The sequence below is a fragment of the Psychrobacter sp. DM8 genome, from assembly GCF_051307025.1.
Lineage (GTDB): Bacteria > Pseudomonadota > Gammaproteobacteria > Pseudomonadales > Moraxellaceae > Psychrobacter.
Window position 1 is genome coordinate 2,429,259 of the sequence record NZ_CP195538.1, and the last position, 19,902, is coordinate 2,449,160.

Below are 19,902 nucleotides of genomic sequence, written 5' to 3' on the forward strand. Positions count from 1 at the left end.
AATGCTGTATTTAATTCATGACTACTAAGGATAAATTATGAAACTTAACGATATTAGCCGTCAATTGGCACTTGGTTTTGGCATCGTTGGCGTATCAGGTTTGGTACTGGTTGGCTGCAACAATTCATCAGCGCCAGAAGCGACTAAAGAAGCGCCTGCTACCTCTGCTGAAGCCAGCAATGATAGTGATGCTCAAAAAAGCAAAATCATTATCGGTACAACCGAAGGTGACTTTGCTGATATGGTACGTAACCAAGTTAAAAGCTCGCTAGAAGCGCAAGGTTATGAGGTTGAGCTGATTACCTTTACCGATTATGTTCGTCCAAACTTGGCACTGGCAGATGGTGATTTGGATATCAATATCTTTCAGCACAAACCTTATCTTGATACTTTTAAGGCTGAAAACAATCTTGACCTTGTTGAAGTATTCCAAGTGCCTACCGCGCCGCTTGGCATCTATACGGGCAAAAAGACCAGCCTTGATGATGCCTACAAAGGTATGAGCGTATCAGCACCTAATGATCCAAGTAACTTTGCGCGCGCATTGGTTATGATGAATGATCTAGGCTGGCTGACGTTAAAGGATAATATCGACCCATTAACGGCGTCAAAAACAGACATCGCTGACAACAGCAAGTACGATATCAAAATCGTTGAGTTAGAGGCCGCGCAATTACCACGTGCCCGTGATGAAGTCGACTTTGCCGTTATCAATGGCAACTACGCCACTGATGCGGGTATTGAATTGACGAGTGCTTTGTTCCAAGAGCCAAGCTTTAACTATGTCAATTGGTCAGCGATTAAAACGGCTGATGCTGATAAAAAATGGGTTAAAGATGTGACCAATGCCTATAACTCAGATGAGTTTAAAATGTATGCCAACAAGACATTCCCAGGATACAAATACCCCAAAATCTGGAGCCCTGAAACAGCAACCGTGACTGCCTCTGCTGGTACAGCGACTGCTACAGGTGAAGTGGCGGTTCAGTAGCTTGCTCTAGAATGTAAGTGTTTAAAAATTTTAAAATAAAAATGCCCATGACTTAAAGTCATGGGCATTTTTTATTGCTCAAATTCAGTCCGTGTAAGGTGTGGTTAGCGCAGCGTAACCCACCGCTTATCTATACTTATATAATTGGTGGGTTACGTTATAGCAAAGTTCTTTGTCAGAACTTAATACCACTAACCACACCCTACTAGACTATCATTATTAGAGAATAACTACATCGTATCTCTAAACAAGTCCAGCTCAATATCATAACTAGGCTCAGGCTTTTTAAACAGGTACTTACCATTGCGAATAGAGGCCAGTACATCCGCGCGCTGGCGTACTGCTTCAAATGGACTTATCGCATCTAATACCAAGAAGTTTACAGGCTTACCTACTTCTATACCGTACTGATCTTCGATATTTAGGGTTTTAGCACCATTAAAGGTAATGAAGTCAAGACAGACGTCAAGCTGCGGTAATGACATGGTTTGTGCTAAGTGAATACCATTATCCAAGATATTCATCATGTTACCGTTGCCCGCCGGATACCAAGGATCATTGATAGAATCTTGACCAAAAGAGATGTTGATACCATTTTCCCAAAATTCCTTCACTCGCGTGAGACCACGACGTTTAGGATAAGTATCTTGGCGACCTTGCAAATAAGCGTTTTCGGTAGGCAGCGCAATAAAGTTCATTTGCGATTGCTCAAATAGTCCCATCATACGAAACGCATAAGCATCGTCTGCTGAACCAAATGAACAGGTATGGCTAGCCGCCGTACGCGTACCGATACCTTCAATCATCACCAAAGCATTTAATAATTGCACGTGCCGACTCATTGGATCGTCAGTTTCATCACAATGCACGTCGATAAGCTTGTCATACTTAAGCGCAAGCTCAACCGTTTTACGCACAGAATCTTGACCGAACTCGTATGCCCATTCAAAATGTGGAATACCGCCGACGCAGTCCGCGCCCATCTTTAGCGCCTCTTCCATTAATTCAACAGCCCCTTTATAGGCGTACATACCCTCTTGCGGGAAAGCGACAATCTGAATAGTGACGTTGTCTTTTAGCTCTTCGCGCAGCTCCAGCATTGCTTTGAGTCCAGTCAAATCAGGATCACAGACATCAATATGGGTACGAATGTATTGCACCCCTTTGGACACCTCTTCTTGAATACCTTTTAGCATTCGAGATTTAGCATCTTCAAAAGTTTGCGTCTTTTTGACATCGTGCCAGCGAGCAATACCTTCGAACAAGGTACCTGTGGCGTTCTTGGCATCATCGCCGCCGCCAGTGTGGACATAATCAAGATGCAGATGCGAGTCTACATAAGGCGGTACGATCAAACGACCTTTGAGATCAATCTCTTCTTCGGCAGCAGGCAAGCCCTTACCAATCTGCTGAATAACACCGTCTTTAACCAAAATCTCAGTAGCATCGCTATTGCGATAGATATTGGCATTGGTAAACTTAATCATGACAAACTCCTATTATTATTAAATAATTATTGATTGAAATTGCTGATCGAACATTATTTTATTAAAAGCTACTTCATTGAACGCTACCCGACAGTAGGCGCATCCAATGTTTTCTTAGAGATAAAGGTAATGATGATGGCAGGAACGAAACAAAGAATGGATAGATACACAATACCTAAGACGCCTGTCTCTGGCATATGCACCAAAATCAAGCCAGCAAGCCAAGTGGCAATCATAATTGAGAAGTTAAACACACTTGATTGTACGGAAGTCGCGACAGCTTTTGCTTCGGTGACTTGGTGACTGACTGCTGTTTGGAACATCGTTACCAAAGGTCCGAATGCTAGTCCCCATAGTAAAAAGGCAAAATGCGAGAAGCCATTCATTCCTCTGAAGAAGACGAATAACCCCATAGCTATTACACCACAAGCCAGCATACTGACGATCAAACCGCGCAGGTGCGTATCGATAATCTTGGCGGATAGTATGACTGAGATGACAGAACCGATACCGAAGATCAGCAGGGCTAAGCTGATGCCGCCAGTAAAGGCGATAGTTTCTACCAATAAGGTAATGTAAGTGTAGGTACTGTAATGAGCAACGACTGCCAAGAAAGTAAGGGCTAGGACTATCCAAACGCCAGGTATTTTTAGCACGGCTATTGGGGAATTGCTTTGCGTCAGTTTCTCGCCCTTTACCGAAGGTAAAAACTTCATCGCCAATAGCGCAATGACCCCGCCTAGTACACCGAGTACGATAAAGGAGGTGCGCCAGCCCACTTGCGTCCCGATAAAGGTCATAATCGGCAGACCTAAACTCACACCAAAGGTATTACCTGCCATGATGATAGTGATTGCCTTACCATGCATATTCTCTGGCACAAGCGCGGTACCGTAGGCAGCTATCATCGGCCACATAATACCGGCACAAATACCACCCAGAATACGCATGGCAACAATAAGCGAATAAGATGAAGTGAGCCCGACGACGATATTGGAGACCGCAAAACCTGCCAGTAGCATTAGCAGTAGAATCTTCCTATTCACCCACAGCGTCATACTGATGAGCGGAATAGCAAAAATCGCTGATGCGAGCGCATAGATACCAACCAAAAATCCGACTTGGGTCTGTTCGATACCAAGACCTACCGTCATTTGCGGCAAAATACCAGAAGGCATCAGCTCTGAGAGAATACCGATAAAAGTAACACTGGCCATAAGGCCAAAGATGAACCAAGAAATAGGGTTCTGTCCGACATTATTATTTTTTGATAGCTCGTCTTTTGATTGATTAGCTTTTGAAAGACTAGACACATCTTCTCCTAGTTGACTAAAGGTTTCAAAAGGTCATTGCATGCCCTTCTAATGACATATCCATCCGTAGAAAATTCAAACGTCCGTATAAATATAAATAATCAATCTATTTACTATCTAATTCAACTATACCATAAGGGATTTATTAAAACCCTTATATAAGTAAGGTTTTGTAATGGATTAAATTTATGTACTACAAAGTGACGTTACAGCCTGTTTGTCCTTTGTAGGAAACCGTCACTCCCGCTTTCATCTGATTGGGACTACGCTTATAGTGAATGGACTAAGCGATAATTTGCTAATGTTTCAGTTAAGTTGTCGTTTTTTAGTTTTCATGATTAAGCTAACAATTATAAGGATAATAATATGAGTACTAAAACTTATAACATTCGCACAGCAGGACAGGCTAATATTCCCGTACTTGGACTAGGTACATGGCAGTCAACCGGACAAGACTGTATCGATGTCGTTAGCCAAGCGCTACAGATAGGCTATGAGCATATCGATACAGCGCAAGCTTATGGTAATGAGGTCGAAGTGGGTCAAGGTATCAAGCAATCAGGGGTGGCGCGTGATAAATTCTTTTTAACCACCAAGATCTTTCCTGATGATATGAAGTTTGAACCAGAGAAACTGGTGGCAGCGGCTAAACGCTCTTTAAAAAATCTAGATACCGATTATGTGGACCTATTATTACTACACTGGCCTGATGATCGTGTGCCATTATCTGAGACCATTCCAGCCTTGTGCGAGCTAAAAAAGCAAGGCTTAACGCGTAATATCGGCGTCTCTAACTTCAATATTGCCAATATTATTGAAGCTAAAAAGTACGCTGACGTACCGATTGTGGTTAACCAAGTTGAGTTTCATCCATTTATTAAGCAAGAGACTTTGCAGACGTTTTTAAACAATCACCATATCTTGCTAGAAGCCTACTCGCCATTGGCACGCGGTGATGTATTTGACAATGACATTATAAAAGACATTGCTGACAAGCATGGCGTGACGCCAGCACAGATATCATTGGCTTGGATACTATCAGATAAAGACCGTATCGCTATTCCAAAGACCTCTAACCCAGATCATTTGCAAGGGAACTTGGACGCCATCAACGTCAACCTCAGTACTGATGACATAGAACAGATTAGCAATCTAGCTACTAGTGACGGTCGCAAGATTAAGCATCCTGATTATTCGCCCAAATGGGATGACTAATGTTAGAAATTAAGTCCCTTTTGAAGTAAAACGTTGATCGCAAAAAAGCCACTGATATCACTATCAGTGGCTTTTTGTTTGAGGCTAGCTATCGCCTTGAACAGATAAGCTTTACTGTTGCAGCGTTTGCGTTTCATGAATGGGCTGAGCAGGATTATATTGCTCAGAGGTTGGCGTTACCCCATTGCGGTTGTTCTCTTTCATCGATTTAGCAACCTCTGGCGGCATGTAGTTCTCATCATGCTTCGCCAAGACTTCACCTGCGACAAAGGTCTCACCTTGCATTTTGCCCGTAGCGACCACGCCTGAATTTTCAGCGAATAAGTCGGGCAAGATACCTTGATAAGTGACAGGGACAGTCGCCGCAAAATCGGTAATGGCGAACTGTACACTCAAAGGATCATCAGGCGCGCGCTGTACACTACCGGCGACTACCATACCGCCTGCCCGAATGCGTTTATCTTGTGGCGCCTCGCCTTGCGATATGGCTGTCGCATCAAAGTAGTAATCTGTCTGCTGGCCTATTGCGTATAGCACTAGCACTACCGCAACGGCAGCACCTGCTAGCGTAAACATGACCCACATTAGTTTTTTGCGTCGAGTTGCATTCATAGCACTACCTCATTGACGAATCTTTAAACATCGAGTTAACTCTTTAACCAGTAAAATAGCACCGTGTCTAATGGCTATTGCTTAGTGAGTATATGGGAGCGTCTTATCTCATAATCAATGAGCGCTACTGTGATTCATAAAACTTATAAGACGTTTGACTTATTACCTGATGTCGCATTAGTTTTGCTCGTGGTGCTTTTACTTATAGTACTTTTACTCGTAGTACTTTTACTCATAGTACTACGCTGCGCCTGACGGACTTGTTGAATACCCAGCTGCTTGATAAGCGCTTGTCTTTGGCGGCGACTGTACCAGATAAATATCAGCATAGCGCCAACCGTAATCGCCCAGCACGACCAGACAAAAACGCCGTGATCGCCCATAGCGATAAACTCAGAAAAACTATAAAAATAAGGCTGCATGCATTACCCTCGCAGGCTATTTGTGTTGACCACGTATGTATTCTTTGACCCAAGCTTTACCTTGATCGCGTTGCAAAATCAGCGTATTAGTACGATATATAGCAAGCGTAGCAACGAGCAAATAGCTACCGACTACCATAAGTAGTAGCGGCATCCACATATCTGCGGACATCTTTGGTGCTTCGGTCAACGTAAAGGTCGCGCCTTGGTGCAGGGTATTCCACCACTCAACCGAGTACTTGATGATCGGTAGATTGACTGCGCCGACGACGGACAGGATCGCAGCAGCTTTACCGCGATTGGCCGTGTGCTCAAATGCTGCAAAAAGTGCCATCACGCCTGCGTACAAAAACGCCAAAATCAACATAGAGGTCAGACGCGCATCCCACACCCAGTAGGTGCCCCACGTGGGCTTAGCCCAGATAGATCCTGTCAGCAGACTCAGCACACATAATAAAAACCCTATCGGCGCTAGTGCTTGCGCAACCAGATTAGCGGTTTTTATTTTCCATACCAAATAAATCACCCCAAGTACCGCTAAGGCAAAGTAGATGGAGATGGCGATACTCGCTGCCGGTACATGAATAAAAATGATGCGATAGCTGTTGCCTTGCAAGTAATCAGGCGGCGCAAAAGCCAAGCCCCAAACACTGCCAATAAGCAAAAATAAAGTGGCCAAAACACCCAACCACTTCACCCAAGGCGCAAAGGTGCGAAAGAACTGCTTAGTCCCTACTGTGGTCAAAAAGCCTTGCCAGATGCGCTGCCACAAGCTAGGAGATGAGACGTTATTTAAATTGGGCATGTAGAACACCTATTACGTCTTGTAGTGATAAAAAGAGGTGTGTTGACAAGAGATATCAGAAGGCTACTCACATAAAAATGTATCGCTTCTTTTAGCGCTATTATAGCAAAGTTGTCAGTCGCCGCCATATGGTTAGTTTACCGATAGGGCAAATCATCAGTTTAACCAAGACATCTTAAGCGTCAAAGCAATGACCCAAGGCGTCACTAATACCGAGACGATACTACCTGCCAATAGCAGCGCTAATACAGGCAAGCCATTAAGACCAGTTGCAAATAGATCGACTGCGCCAGTCGCAAAGATTAATACGGGCAGCTGCATCGGTAGCGCAATCAGCGGCACGAGTACCGCGCCATTTTTGAGCGATAGCGTCAAGCTACTGGCGATAGCAGATAACATCAGCAGCATCGGACTACCTGCAATAATGGAAGCCAGCAAAATACCCGCATCAAACCAGCTCAGTCCAAATAAAGGCACGGAAAGCAGGCTTAATACTGCGACGATACCACTACTAAACAGCCAGTGAATCGATAAGCGAATAAGTACCCATAAAGGCAAAGAGGCTTTTGCCACGACCAGTTGCGCAAGCGTACCATTATCAAGTGCGGGCTTAAATAAACCATCAACGCCCATAACCAAAGACAACAAGGCGGCAATCCACACCGCAGGCACGCCTAAGCGCTGCAAGAGCTGCGGCTCAGTACCGACCGATAGAGGAAATAAAGTAATGATGACTAAGAATAAAACCAAAGGATAAAGCCACTGCACTGCGCCTTGTTGCTTGACTTGCCATTCGCGTCGCCACAACTGCCCAAAGCTGATTTGACGCATAGCAATACCATTTGCTTGGCTATTTATGCGCCGCGTATCTGCATTAGTCACTAAAGGTTGTACTTGACTCTCTAACATCATACATCCCTTTACTTAAACCATGGACTCTGACAAGTCGAGCACGTGATCGGCGACGCCAACCGATTGATGGCTGGTCATGAGTATCGACCCTCCTGCCGCTGCAAACTTGCATAATCTGTGCTCCATTCGCGCCACCATATCCACATCTAATGCGGTAAAGGGTTCATCAAGTAGCCACAGCGGCGTCATCTGTGGCGTTAACAAATACAGCCGAGCTAAGGTAATGCGCCGCGTCTGCCCTGCAGATAGATGACTTGAGCTCAATGCCTCAAACCCTTGCAACCCGACCCATTCTAATGCCTCATCAATCTCAGCGAGCGTTGGTGATACGCCATACAAATTAAGCAAAAACGTCAGATTCTGTGCCACAGTGAGGCTTGGATGAATGCCTAATTGGTGCGAGACATAGAGCGGCTGCACAGGCAGCCCTGCTTGACCTTGGTAATGCACCGCACCTGTTAACACGGGTAACAGCCCCGCTAGTTGCATTAGTAGCGTCGTCTTTCCCGTACCATTAGCCCCTATCAGATGGCAAATACTACCCGCCGCCAGCTCAAGATTTACCCCAACGCACAACGGCAACTCGCCGCGCTGGACGGTTAGATCCTCAAGCGTTAATGTAGTCATATTGGTATCAGAATCAGCTAAAGGATGCACAGGCAAAGCGGTCATCAAGATCTCTTATTATTTATCCGTTATAAGCGCGTATTGATTAAAGCGCATACATCTATTACAACAATAATCAGCACAAACCGTGCGTCCGTTCATGGCATAATCTAACATTATAACAAATTGTTGACTACTAGGCCTTAAAACATATGCAAAGCACCTTTATCGAAACACCCTCGTCTACCACAAACGACTTAGCAAACCTTGCAAGTATAGACGGCTTGATACAGGCACAAGTCACCTTTATGCAAGAGTGGTTACGCGGGCAGGCTGAGCCACTAGCACTTGAGGCCTGGCACTGGCTCGCCGCGCAGCCCATGAGCCGCTATATCAATAGTGAGGATATCCAGCGCTTAATCAACCACTGGCTTCTCACCCATCCGCTTAGTGATGTGATGCGTCAAGACATTCGCGATATTATGCATACGGTGATGTATCATCCCGTCAATGACAATATGCCGCTACGTGAGCTGGTCGATGATACCCAAATCGAGACTCTTGCCACTTATATCGGCAGTCACGATGAGCAGCGTAATGCTTTGATTCACAGCTTTATCGGTAATGAAGCATTCGCTGAGCTGCTGACGCAAACACTGTATCATGCTATCAATGATTTTATGGAGACGACGCTTGATAAGGCGGGCGGCGTGGGTAAGCTTATGAAAATGGGCCGCAGCTCGTTTGAAAAAGCCACCAATAGCAATCTCGATGGAAAACTGCAAACTTACTTGCATCGCAATATCAAAGATTTGACTCGCCGCGCTGAGAGCAATGCTAAGGCGCACTTATCAAACGAAGAAGTCACGCGTATGCTAACAACAGGCTGGGCGCGCATCAAAGACAAGCCAGTCAGCGAGCTACAGACTTATCTCAGCGACGAGCCAAATCACAGCAGTATCGATCATATCGAAGCAAGCCTCCAGCAGAGCTATAACCGCCTGCGTATATCGCCCTATCTGCACAGTTTGATAGCCGCGAGCATAGAGACGTGGTATAGCAATCATCAAGAGGATACTTTTGCTACTTTGGCGAGCAGCTTACATATCGATGCGCAAGCAGTAGCGCAAGGTAGCCAAGCCCTACTACCCCTTGCTCATGATGCTATTGACAGCCCTTGGTTTAGTGCGCATATCAGCCAGATGCTGCAAGCTTTTTATGCGCAAGATGCTATTAAGAGTAGTTTGGCGAATGGGCTTGGGTCTGATAGTTAAGATCAGTAATCGCTTGCTCTGTACCTTTTATTTATTGTTCACTATAACCAGTCATACCTGTAATTATGAGCCAAGACAACAAACTCAGCTTATGGCAAAAACTCAAACGGTTATTGACCTCGCCTGCGCCGCAGCCTATTTATAGTGATGAGGCGCAAACGTCTGAGGCAGGACTGGGTCGTGAAACGGGACACAGCAGTGAAAAAAAGCCGAAGATATCTTTAGTGAAATCGCGCCCTACTACTCCTATCGTCGATACCATCAAACAGTTTTTGCAGAGCAAACAGTGGCATTATACGTATTATCGTCCTAGGGCTGATGATACTCAGCAGTCGCATCATTTGTCCTTGCGTATGCGTAATGGACGTCTTGACTGCGGATATCTATTTCGCATACAAGAGACAAACGCTTTACTCGCTGTTTATGGCATTTTGCCCTTTGTGATTCCTGAGAGTCATCAAAGCGCGGCGATGCTACTGATCACCCAAATCAACTACGATATGATCATAGGTAATCTGGAGATGGACGTCAATGATGGCGAGATACGCTTTAAGAGTGCTATCGATGTCGAGGCTGTTGGCATAAACGATACTATTATTGAGCAACTGCTGCAAAGCGTCGTGGCAATGACGACCGTATCTTTTGAGATCTTTGATGACTTACTCAACTTTGAGAATCCAAGCGAGGACATGCAAACTTTACTGCTAGAGCTGCGGCAACAATCAGACGCTAGAACCTTTTATTTACCGACGCAGTTTGTGCAGTAGTTATTTATAAATGAATAGTGTCCTTTATTATTCTAAATGCGCCAAAATCCTTTTTTTAAAACCGAAAATTCTTAAACATTATGCTAAAAATTGCCTACTCCGATATCTTTCGCTACTCGGTGCCTGACAAGCACCGCTTTCCTATGCAAAAATATACTATGATTCCTGAGCGCCTGCTGCGTGAGGGTACAATCACCACCGATAATTTCTTTGCACCCAAGCGCTTGAGTGAAGATGAGATTTTGACTACGCATACAGCCGAGTATTGGCACAAGCTCAAGACCCAAACCTTAACGCGTAAAGAGGCGCGTCCGATCGGGTTTGAGATGACGCCTGAACTGGTAGATCGTGGTCGTCATATTGCTCATGCCACTTATGAATGTGCGCGGTTTGCCCAGCAGTATGGTGTGGCAATGAATGTTGCAGGCGGTACGCATCATGCCTTTGCCGATCATGGTGAGGGCTTTTGTGTGCTCAACGATGTCTGTATCGCCAGCAACTTACTGCTTAATCGCGGACAGGCAAAAAAGATCTTGATCGTAGATTTGGACGTACATCAAGGCAATGGTAATGCCAGTATCATGGCGGATGAGCCACGCGTTTTTGTCTTTAGTATGCATGGCGCCAAAAACTATCCGTTTCGTAAAGAGGTCTCTGATTTGGATATCGAATTTGCCAACGATACAGGCGATGAGGATTATCTACAGGTGCTGCATGAGACCCTGCCGCGTTTAATCCGTGATGTCGCACCCGATATGATCTTTTATCAGTCTGCGGTAGATGTATTGGCAACGGACAAACTTGGTAAGCTTGGACTGACCCAAGCAGGGTGCATGGCGCGTGACGAGTACGTCTTGCGTCAAGCAAAGGCCGCCAATATTCCAGTGGCTATCGTCATGGGCGGTGGCTATTCAGAAGATATTGAAGATGTGGTCGAGGCGCATTGCAATACCTTTCGTATCGCGCAGCAGATTTACTTTGATAAAACCACTCAGCACAACGAGGCATAAGAACAATGCGAAAAAAATAAGGCTAAAAAAGGAGTCGTTATTATGGCAAAAATAGTCATTCTTATTGGTATTTTACTCGTGATCATCGGCGTTATTTGGCTGCTATTTCCAAGTATGTTTTCTTGGATTGGTAACATGCCAGGAGATATCAGGCACACCTCAGGCAATACCCGCGTGTACTTCCCGATTGTCTCTATGATTATCATAAGTATAGTAGCGACTATCGTTTTAAACTTATTTAATCGCTAAAGGTATCGTTAAAAGCATCGTTGAACAATGACAATTAAAAAACCTGCTAACTACAAAAACGCCATAACGCCCTGCCAGCCTACCCGCAACCCAAGTACTGTCAAAATGATTAAAATAAGCTGACGAAAGCGTGCTTGTGGCAGGTAACGACGCATACGAATACCGATCAATAGCGCGACAACGGACAAAAGGCTAAGTAGCGCAATCAATTGCCACTCACTACCGCTCAGCGCCATGATAGGCTCACACAGGACGATAATTTGCGCGACTTTTCCTAATAGATAACACATGTTGCCAACTTTGGCGATGGTGTTTTTATCGTCGCTGGCAGACAACAGATACATCATCAATATAGTCGACATAGCATTGGTCGCCCCGCCGATAATACCTGCGCTAAATCCCACGATAATCAGCACAGGCTTGGTATTAGGTAGCGTGATTTGCTTGCCAAGTAAGCTGCTGATCACGTAATAGCCAATTACTGCCGCTAGCAGCAGTAAAATATAAGCGTTATCAATCCAAAGCAGTAACTGAGCGCCCAAGATACTCCCAAGCAAACTGGTTAACGCAAGCAGCCAATAGCGCTTGCCGTAATAAATAAAGTTTTGCCAAACCGTACGCCCGCCACCCACCAGCCACGTCATTGCATTGAGTAATAAGGAGGGGAAAATCACAAGGACAATGGCATACGGCAACGGATATAGACTAGCCAAAGCCGTCGTCGTCACTAGCGTCACGCCCAAACCGCTTATGCCATGTAGCAGTGATGCCAGCGCAAAAATCACCAGCAACAATAGCATCTGCATGCTGTCGCTATCGACCGCGGCTGTCATAGTGCTAAGACCATAGTGCTATGACCCTAGTGCTAAAAGGAAGGCGACTGTAGTGACAATATTACTAGCCATGCCTGCGCTGCCAGAGAGTCTCACCAATGATGGTAGTGAGCTGCTTTGCAATATCATCTTTACTGGCTTTATCTAAGCTTATCGCCTCGCGCTCATAGTCTTTGGCAAAAAACACCTGCATAGCATTATCGTCACTCGCAAAACCGATATCTGCGCGTGAGACATCATTACAGGCGATGATATCTAAGTCTTTGGCGACCAGCTTGCCGCGCGCGTAGTGCTCGACATCTTGCGTCTCAGCAGCAAATCCCACTACGAATAGCTCAGGATGCGCCAAGGAAATCGTCGCTAAAATATCAGGGTTTTTGACTAGGCTTAGCGTCATGGCATCTTGGGTTTTTTTGATCTTTTGCGGCGCGGCTTCCTCAGTACGATAATCAGCCACAGCAGCGGTGGCGATAAAAATATCAGCTAAACGTGTACCGTTATTGTCGTGCGTATTGTTATCGATTTCTACATCATCACAGTCGCAGTCTCCGTGCTCATGAAGATGAGCGTGCGCGGCATGATCTTGCTGATCTAAATCTGATGTCTTGTTTATAGTCGCTATCGCGCTATGCGTCCCCTCAACACACTGCTGCGCAGCGACGAGCATGTCTTTTGCCGACAGCACATCGATACGCGTAACACCCAGCGGCGTCGGTAGCGCTACCTTGCCACCTGCAATTAGAACGACCTTGGCACCTGCGTATTGACATGCTTGCGCCAAAGCAAAACCCATCTTGCCTGATGAGTGATTGGACAAATAACGTACTGGATCTATCGCCTCAACGGTTGGGCCTGCGGTGATGACCACGCGCTTACCCGTGAGCAGTTGCGGAATACATCTTTGGGCGTTAAATAGTAGCACCTCGCTAAGCAGCTGCTCAGGCTCAGGCAATCGCCCAGCGCCCACATCGCCGCACGCTTGCTCGCCGCTCGCAGGATCGATGATATGATAATTCATATCGCGTAGGGTCTGTATATTGAGACTGACCGCAGGATGCGCCCACATCTGCTGATTCATCGCAGGCGCTATGATGACAGAGGCTGTTGTCGCTAGGCACACCGTCGTGAGCAAATCATCTGCCATTCCCATCGCTAGGCGTGCCAGCGTATTGGCAGACGCAGGAGCGATAATGACCAGATCGGCCCATTTGGCCAGTTCAATATGACCCATACCCGCCTCAGCCTCTTCATCAAGTAATGAGGTATGCACCTCGTTACCCGTCAAGGCCTGCAAGGTTAATGGCGTGATAAAGGCCTGCGCGCCAGTTGTCATAATGACGCGCACCTCAAACCCCGCTTTGATTAAAAGACGAGCGAAAAAGGCAGATTTGTAAGCGGCAATACCGCCAGTAATGGCGAGGACAATATTTGACATAAGCAAGTCATCAATAAGTAAATGAGTGTAAAGGACAAAAATGGTTCATATAGTAACAATTATGCGCTAAATTAGATAAGGTTTCGCGTACTTAAAACGATGAACCTCTATTTAGGACAAAAAAGCAAACAAGGAAGCATAATGGCGATTAAAGACTGGCATGAAGATGATAGGCCGCGTGAGAAGCTGCTCAAATTTGGTGCCGCGCACTTATCAGATGCTGAAATATTAGCAATATTTTTGCGTACGGGCACGCCCTCGCAGTCCGCTATTGAGCTGGCACGCTCCTTGATTGATCACTTTGGTAGTCTAGCAGAACTCTTGGCTGCACCCAAAGAGACGGTACTCGCCTGTCACGGTATCGGACCTGCCAAATACGCGCAAATCCTAGCATCCTTAGAGATGGGTACGCGCTATTTAGATAGTAAACTCAAAACGGGTCAAGCACTGGGTCGCTCGCAAGTGGTCAAGGACTATATCAGCACCCAACTGCGCGGCGAGCATCGTGAAGTGTTTGCTGTACTTTGTCTCGATAATGCGCTCAACCTTCTCAACTTTGAGATACTCTTCACAGGCGGTATCTCGTCTTGCTCTGTATGTATCAAGCACGTGTTACGTCATGCGCTCAGTCATGCTGCCAGTCAGCTTATCATCGCTCACAATCATCCACACACCGGCGCTGCACCCTCAAATGCGGACAATCTACTAACTTCTGAGCTCAAAAAAGCTTGTGATTTGCTAGATTTATCTCTAATAGATCACATTATCGTCGGTCGCAATGAAACCTTATCTTATGCAGAGAGTAGTCTGGCGCCGTTTTATTAAAATTTACTTACATTTTTAATGTCACCCAAAATAGCAATGAACGGGGCATCATATTGACTAAAAAGCCTTACAGCTATTGGCATCCGTCTTTATCGATACATATCCTCGACATAGCGTTGCATTTTATCTATTGATAGTTGTCAAGAAGGCTTTCATAGTAGAAGCTATATTTGTGTAAGTAATTTGTAGACTCTATACCTTCTTAACAGTCTTTACTATTTACTATACCTATTCTTGCTATCAAAAAGGAGACAGTCATGGCGATTGGCTTATTTGTTCTAGCAGTACTTATTCAGCTAGCCATGATTCTGGCTATCTTCTTACTGTCCTTATCTAGAGTGACTGGCAGCATTGTCGCTATTGTCACAGTGATTGTCACCGCTTTTATTAGTCCTTGGTCATTGATATTGGGCGCGCCTATTGCGCTGTTATGCCTTGTACTGCTTGTTACGCCTATTCGAAAGGCTCTTATCACTAAGCCTGTCTACAAGACTTTGGCTGGGGCAATGCCAAGCATGAGCGATACCGAGCGCGAAGCCCTTGATGCGGGCACCAGCTGGTGGGAAAAAGAGCTGTTTATGGGCGCACCAAACTGGGATACCTTTGCTCAGTATCCTTATCCTACGCTGTCTGAGAGAGAGCAAAGCTTTATTGATAATGAAGTTGAAACCTTGTGCGCTATGCTCGATGAGTGGCAGATCACTACTGAATATAAAGACTTATCACCGCAGGCTTGGCAATTTATCAAAGACAATGGCTTTTTGGGACTGATTATTCCTGAAGAATACGGCGGCTTGGATTTTACCTCTTATGCCCAAAGCCGAGTCATGAGCAAAATCGCCTCACGCTCTCCGACCGCTGCAGTCAGCTGCATGGTACCAAACTCCTTGGGCCCAGGCGAGCTACTCATGCATTACGGTACAGACGAGCAAAAGCAGCGCTGGCTACCAGGATTAGCTAATGGGACAGAGATTCCCTGCTTTGGTCTAACAGGACCAGAAGCAGGTTCTGATGCGGGCGCCATTCCTGATACAGGCGTGGTCTGCTACGGCACTCATGACGGCGAGCAAGTGCTGGGCCTACGTATGAACTTCTCCAAACGCTGGATTACTCTTGCCCCTATCGCAACGGTGGTTGGACTTGCGTTTAAGATGCATGATCCAGAAGCGCTACTTGGCGATCCAAACAAGACAGATTATGGCATTACCTGCGCGCTCGTGCCTGCTGATCATGAAGGCGTCGTTATCGGACCGCGTCATTACCCTAGCGGCTCGCCCTTTATGAATGGTACGGTCGATGGTAACGATGTATTTATTCCCTTAGATTATATTATCGGCGGCGTTGAAAACGCGGGTCGCGGCTGGCGTATGCTAATGGAGTGTCTAGGCGTAGGACGCGGCATCTCTTTGCCTGCGCTGTCGACATCAGCGAGCGAGATGAGCTATTTGTCTGTGGGCGCCTTTGCCAAAGTGCGTGAGCAGTTCAAAATCTCAGTCGGTAAGTTTGAAGGCGTTCAAGACGCTACCAGCCGTATTGCCAGCCAGACCTACATGCTTGAGGCCTTTCGTCACTTAGTGACTTGTGGTCTTAATCAAGGCGGCACGCCGTCTGTGATGACTGCTATGGCCAAATATTATGCCACTGAAACCATGCGCAGCGTGGTCAACGATGGTATGGATGTGGTTGGTGGCCGCGCTATTCAGATGGGCCCGCGCAATTTTTTAGCGATTCCTTATCAAGCGATACCCGTTTCTATCACTGTTGAGGGCGCAAATATTTTGACCCGATCTTTGATGATATTTGGTCAAGGGGCGATGCGCTGTCATCCCTACCTGTTCGATGAGTTACAGCTATTGCAAAGCGAGGACAAACAAAGCGCGCTCAAAGAGTTTGATGGACTATTCTTTAAGCATTTAGGCTATACCTTTAACCGCGGCGCTAGAGCCTTTGTTGCAGGATATCTCAGTGGTAGTGGTAAAGCGCCAAGCTTTGCCGACAAGTTTACTCGTCCCTACTACAAACATATCAATCGCCTAAGTGCCAGTTTTGCTTTAACCGCTGATATGGCGCTTGGCCTTTTAGCGGGTGATCTCAAGCGCAAAGAGATGCTTTCAGGGCGCTTAGCAGATATTCATGCCCATCTGTTTATTGCCACAGCTATTTTGCAATTTTATGAGCATGGTAGTAAGTCAGAAGCGGAGCGTTTGCACGCAGAAGTCGCTCTACAAAATAGCTTATATACTATTCAAGAAGCCTTTGAATCTTTCTTTGAAAATTTTCCGAATCGTATGGCAGCGGCGCTCGTTGGGTTTGTAACCTTTCCAAGTGGGCGCATCTTTACCCCGCCAAGCGACGCGCTCAAAACCAAGCTTGGCGATACCTTTATGGATGATTTTGAGTCCAATCCATTTCGGGATTATCTAAAAACGATGGTGTATTACAATACTGAGTCTGATGATGTTACAGGCCGTATGGAGAATGCCTATCAAGCGCTATTATCCATAGAACCACTATGGCAAAAGTTCAAAAAGGCAGAGCATAGCGGAGAGTTTGAGGGTTTAACCTTTGAGGATCACGTGGTTCATGCCAGCCAAAGTGGGGAGATTAGCGAAGCTGAGGCGGAGCAACTCATCAACTATAATGGGCTACGTTTTGATTCGTTATTGACCGATGTGTTTGACGAGCATCTTTTAGAGGCGCAAGAGCGCTATAACCCGCATACGCTTGAAAACGCAGTCAATCAGCTTACAGATTACGCGCAGCTCAAGAGTGAGGTACAAGCGGCTCATAGCGTTGAGTCAACAACACAAGCTAATGACGCTACTGATAACAATCATAGCGAAGGTACTGCTCAAAGCCATGACGCCAGCACTGATAATATTGAGGCTGCCGCACATACTCATGAGTCGACAGGCGACGCCAATCCCAATCACGGTTATGAGAGCGATGGTGATATCGAGATGACCCGTGAGCAAGACTCGCTAGACGAGCGTCAAGCACAGACTGACTTTAGCGACGCAAATCCTGATAAAGAAGCGCTTGACCATCGCCACCGCGATGTTGATTCTACTCGTTATCGTGATGCTGAATCTATATTGAACGCGCGTATGAGTAGCAACCATAGTCGCGGTGATGTGGAGAGTACAAATAACATAGATAGTAGCGATGCTAATGACCATCATGACGCTGTAGAGCGGCAAACGCCAGATACTACCCATTGGCAAGATGGTTTACGCCGTGATGAAAGCGACAACGCTTAACATTCTTAAAGCCATAAAACATTGAAGCTGTGACACTTCAAAATCTTGATTGGTGGTAAAAAATAGACAATATCGTAGCGTTTAAACTAAGCAGGACTCCCCTTTATCGGTAGTCCTGCTTTTTTAATGTCTAAATTAAAATTTCTTATAGTCACTCTTTTAAGCTTTAAAATAATCAATAGCAATAAACATCAATAGCAACGGCTTATGCAAAAGTGCACTGCAATAAGTGATAAAAATTTCTTGCACTGCCCCAAACAATTCTTTTATATTGAAGGCGTAAGTGTAACAATAGTCAACGGACTGGCGCATTTGTATATACGTCGATCGTCTAATAAATGGATATGATGTTGCTGTTTTGATGCATTGTTTTTATGTCATAGCAAGGATGCTAATAACGATAACATTAAATTGACTACTGTCAGGCACACAATTAAAGGATATATCTTATGTGGAAAAATATGGGACTGACGGGCAAGATCATTGTTGCCATGGTGCTCGGTATCATACTGGGTCTGGGTATAAACTATTTTGGATTAAATGCAGAAGGCAGTTTTGTTAATACTTATTTTACCAATGGCTTTTTGGCTATTATCGGTAAGTTATTTGTCAACTCGCTTAAGATGCTAGTTGTACCGCTAGTATTAATCTCCTTGATTTGCGGGGTGTGTGGTATCGGCGATATTCGCCTGCTCGGTCGTATCGGCACCAAAACCTTTATGATCTATATGATGACCACAGCGCTGGCCATTGCGACTGCTATTGGTTTGGGTATCCTCTTTGGTATCGGTAAAGGCATGGATGTAGCCACCGAAGCTGAATTTGAGGCAGCAGCAGCGCCACCTCTACTTGATGTCTTCTCTAACATTATCCCCTCCAACCCCATTAGCGCAATGGCGAATGGCGATATGCTATCGATCATCTTTTTTGCAGTATTGATCGGTATTAGTATCTTGATGGTAGGCAAACCTGCCAAAGGCTTAGTGCAAAGCTTAGAGCTTATCAATGAGGTCATCTTAAAGATGGTGACTATCATTATGAATCTTGCGCCTTATGGTGTCTTTGCGCTACTAACCAAAGCGATGGCAGAGCTGGGTTTAGATCTCATCTGGTCACTGCTCGGTTATGTTGCGGTGCTAGTGGGCTCACTGGCCTTCCATTTTTTCATTACTATGATGATCGTCCTCAAGCTGTTCTCAAGGTTATCGATCAAAACCTTTTTGGCAAAAATGCGCGAAGTACAGATTTTTGCATTTAGTACTTCAAGCTCGAATGCGACGATTCCGATTACTCTGCGTACCGTAACTAAGCGCATGGGCGTGGACAACTCAGTGGCCTCCTTTACTGTACCCTTTGGTGCAACGATCAATATGGATGGTACGGCAATTATGCAGGGAACGGCGACTATCTTTATCGCCAACGTCTACGGTATTGATCTTGGGGTGACTGAATATCTGACCGTGATTTTGATGTCCGTACTTGCCTCTATTGGTACGGCGGGTGTGCCAGGCGTAGGGCTTATCATGCTCTCTATGGTGTTCTCGCAAGTGGGTCTTCCTATCGAAGGTATCGGTCTCATATTGGGTGTTGATCGTATTCTCGATATGCTACGGACAGCGGTGAACGTTGGCGGTGATGCGGCAGTGACCACGATCGTCGCTAAGTCTGAGAATAAGATGAACGTGGCAATCTACAACGATCCTTTTGCTGGTGCCAAAGACGTCTTTGATGGTCATATCGATGAAGAGAACGAGCGCGAATTCTCCAAAGTGTTTAGTGATGGCCTCATGGGGAGCGAATACGATGATGTCGATCGACGTCGCTAATTGACTCACAAAAACAAAAGACTCACCCAAAAAAAGACCTCAGTTCAAAATTGGCTGAGG

18 protein-coding genes are annotated in these 19,902 nt (G+C 45.6%); 9 read left to right on the top strand and 9 right to left on the bottom strand.

Features of this window, described 5'->3' with window-relative positions:
• Positions 1-37: 37 nt before the first annotated feature.
• Positions 38-991 carry a MetQ/NlpA family ABC transporter substrate-binding protein gene (locus tag ACR64J_RS10405; RefSeq protein WP_317199187.1) on the top strand — a complete coding sequence of 318 codons (954 nt, stop codon included), beginning with the start codon at positions 38-40 and terminating at the stop codon, positions 989-991.
• Positions 992-1,221: 230 nt separating this feature from the next.
• On the opposite strand, the gene ACR64J_RS10410 is transcribed toward ACR64J_RS10405, so the two are convergent.
• Positions 1,222-2,478, bottom strand: coding sequence for an amidohydrolase family protein (locus ACR64J_RS10410; protein ID WP_435949628.1), 1,257 nt, complete (start codon positions 2,476-2,478; stop codon positions 1,222-1,224).
• A gap of 83 nt (positions 2,479-2,561) precedes the next feature.
• Positions 2,562-3,791: an MFS transporter gene (locus ACR64J_RS10415; RefSeq protein ID WP_435949630.1), complete on the bottom strand. Its 1,230-nt coding sequence runs from the start codon at positions 3,789-3,791 to the stop codon at positions 2,562-2,564.
• 366 nt (positions 3,792-4,157) lie between these two features.
• Here ACR64J_RS10415 and ACR64J_RS10420 point away from each other — a divergent pair, with 366 nt between their 5' ends.
• Positions 4,158-5,006 carry an aldo/keto reductase gene (locus tag ACR64J_RS10420; RefSeq protein ID WP_435949631.1) on the top strand — a complete coding sequence of 283 codons (849 nt, stop codon included), beginning with the start codon at positions 4,158-4,160 and terminating at the stop codon, positions 5,004-5,006.
• Positions 5,007-5,117: 111 nt separating this feature from the next.
• On the opposite strand, the gene ccmE is transcribed toward ACR64J_RS10420, so the two are convergent.
• The 5 genes from ccmE to ccmA form a co-directional block, all read right to left on the bottom strand.
• On the bottom strand, positions 5,118-5,618 hold the full coding sequence (ccmE, locus tag ACR64J_RS10425; RefSeq protein WP_317199192.1) for a cytochrome c maturation protein CcmE: 501 nt from the start codon (positions 5,616-5,618) through the stop codon (positions 5,118-5,120).
• 143 nt (positions 5,619-5,761) lie between these two features.
• Positions 5,762-6,040 carry a heme exporter protein CcmD gene (ccmD, locus tag ACR64J_RS10430; protein WP_435949632.1) on the bottom strand — a complete coding sequence of 93 codons (279 nt, stop codon included), beginning with the start codon at positions 6,038-6,040 and terminating at the stop codon, positions 5,762-5,764.
• Positions 6,041-6,056: 16 nt separating this feature from the next.
• Positions 6,057-6,845, bottom strand: coding sequence for a heme ABC transporter permease CcmC (gene ccmC / locus ACR64J_RS10435; RefSeq protein ID WP_317199193.1), 789 nt, complete (start codon positions 6,843-6,845; stop codon positions 6,057-6,059).
• Between the two features lie 156 nt (positions 6,846-7,001).
• Complete coding sequence (locus tag ACR64J_RS10440) at positions 7,002-7,676, bottom strand: heme exporter protein CcmB (RefSeq protein ID WP_317199277.1); 675 nt, start codon at positions 7,674-7,676, stop codon at positions 7,002-7,004.
• A gap of 93 nt (positions 7,677-7,769) precedes the next feature.
• A complete protein-coding gene (ccmA, locus tag ACR64J_RS10445; protein WP_435949633.1) occupies positions 7,770-8,429 on the bottom strand; it encodes a heme ABC exporter ATP-binding protein CcmA in 660 nt (219 codons plus the stop codon).
• A gap of 146 nt (positions 8,430-8,575) precedes the next feature.
• On the opposite strand from ccmA, the gene ACR64J_RS10450 reads away from it, so the two are divergent.
• The 4 genes from ACR64J_RS10450 to ACR64J_RS10465 all read left to right on the top strand — a co-directional run bounded on the left by ACR64J_RS10450 (position 8,576) and on the right by ACR64J_RS10465 (position 11,663).
• Positions 8,576-9,637, top strand: coding sequence for a hypothetical protein (locus ACR64J_RS10450; protein ID WP_435949634.1), 1,062 nt, complete (start codon positions 8,576-8,578; stop codon positions 9,635-9,637).
• A 65-nt stretch (positions 9,638-9,702) separates the two neighbouring features.
• Positions 9,703-10,404 carry a YbjN domain-containing protein gene (locus tag ACR64J_RS10455; protein ID WP_435949636.1) on the top strand — a complete coding sequence of 234 codons (702 nt, stop codon included), beginning with the start codon at positions 9,703-9,705 and terminating at the stop codon, positions 10,402-10,404.
• An 80-nt stretch (positions 10,405-10,484) separates the two neighbouring features.
• Positions 10,485-11,414, top strand: coding sequence for a histone deacetylase family protein (locus ACR64J_RS10460; protein ID WP_435949638.1), 930 nt, complete (start codon positions 10,485-10,487; stop codon positions 11,412-11,414).
• A gap of 42 nt (positions 11,415-11,456) precedes the next feature.
• On the top strand, positions 11,457-11,663 hold the full coding sequence (locus ACR64J_RS10465) for a DUF2905 family protein (protein ID WP_435949639.1): 207 nt from the start codon (positions 11,457-11,459) through the stop codon (positions 11,661-11,663).
• A gap of 50 nt (positions 11,664-11,713) precedes the next feature.
• Here the strand turns inward: ACR64J_RS10465 and ACR64J_RS10470 are convergent, their stop codons facing one another.
• Together ACR64J_RS10470 and coaBC are read right to left on the bottom strand one after the other, a co-directional pair.
• Complete coding sequence (locus ACR64J_RS10470) at positions 11,714-12,496, bottom strand: sulfite exporter TauE/SafE family protein (protein ID WP_435949641.1); 783 nt, start codon at positions 12,494-12,496, stop codon at positions 11,714-11,716.
• A 64-nt stretch (positions 12,497-12,560) separates the two neighbouring features.
• Positions 12,561-13,931, bottom strand: a complete 1,371-nt coding sequence (gene coaBC, locus ACR64J_RS10475; RefSeq protein ID WP_435949643.1) for a bifunctional phosphopantothenoylcysteine decarboxylase/phosphopantothenate--cysteine ligase CoaBC — start codon at positions 13,929-13,931, stop codon at positions 12,561-12,563.
• A 141-nt stretch (positions 13,932-14,072) separates the two neighbouring features.
• On the opposite strand from coaBC, the gene radC reads away from it, so the two are divergent.
• The 3 genes from radC to ACR64J_RS10490 all read left to right on the top strand — a co-directional run bounded on the left by radC (position 14,073) and on the right by ACR64J_RS10490 (position 19,842).
• Positions 14,073-14,756, top strand: a complete 684-nt coding sequence (gene radC / locus ACR64J_RS10480; RefSeq protein ID WP_317199201.1) for a RadC family protein — start codon at positions 14,073-14,075, stop codon at positions 14,754-14,756.
• A 257-nt stretch (positions 14,757-15,013) separates the two neighbouring features.
• Positions 15,014-18,016, top strand: coding sequence for an acyl-CoA dehydrogenase (locus ACR64J_RS10485; protein WP_435949645.1), 3,003 nt, complete (start codon positions 15,014-15,016; stop codon positions 18,014-18,016).
• Positions 18,017-18,465: 449 nt separating this feature from the next.
• Complete coding sequence (locus ACR64J_RS10490; protein WP_317199203.1) at positions 18,466-19,842, top strand: dicarboxylate/amino acid:cation symporter; 1,377 nt, start codon at positions 18,466-18,468, stop codon at positions 19,840-19,842.
• The last annotated feature ends 60 nt before the right edge of the window (positions 19,843-19,902 follow it).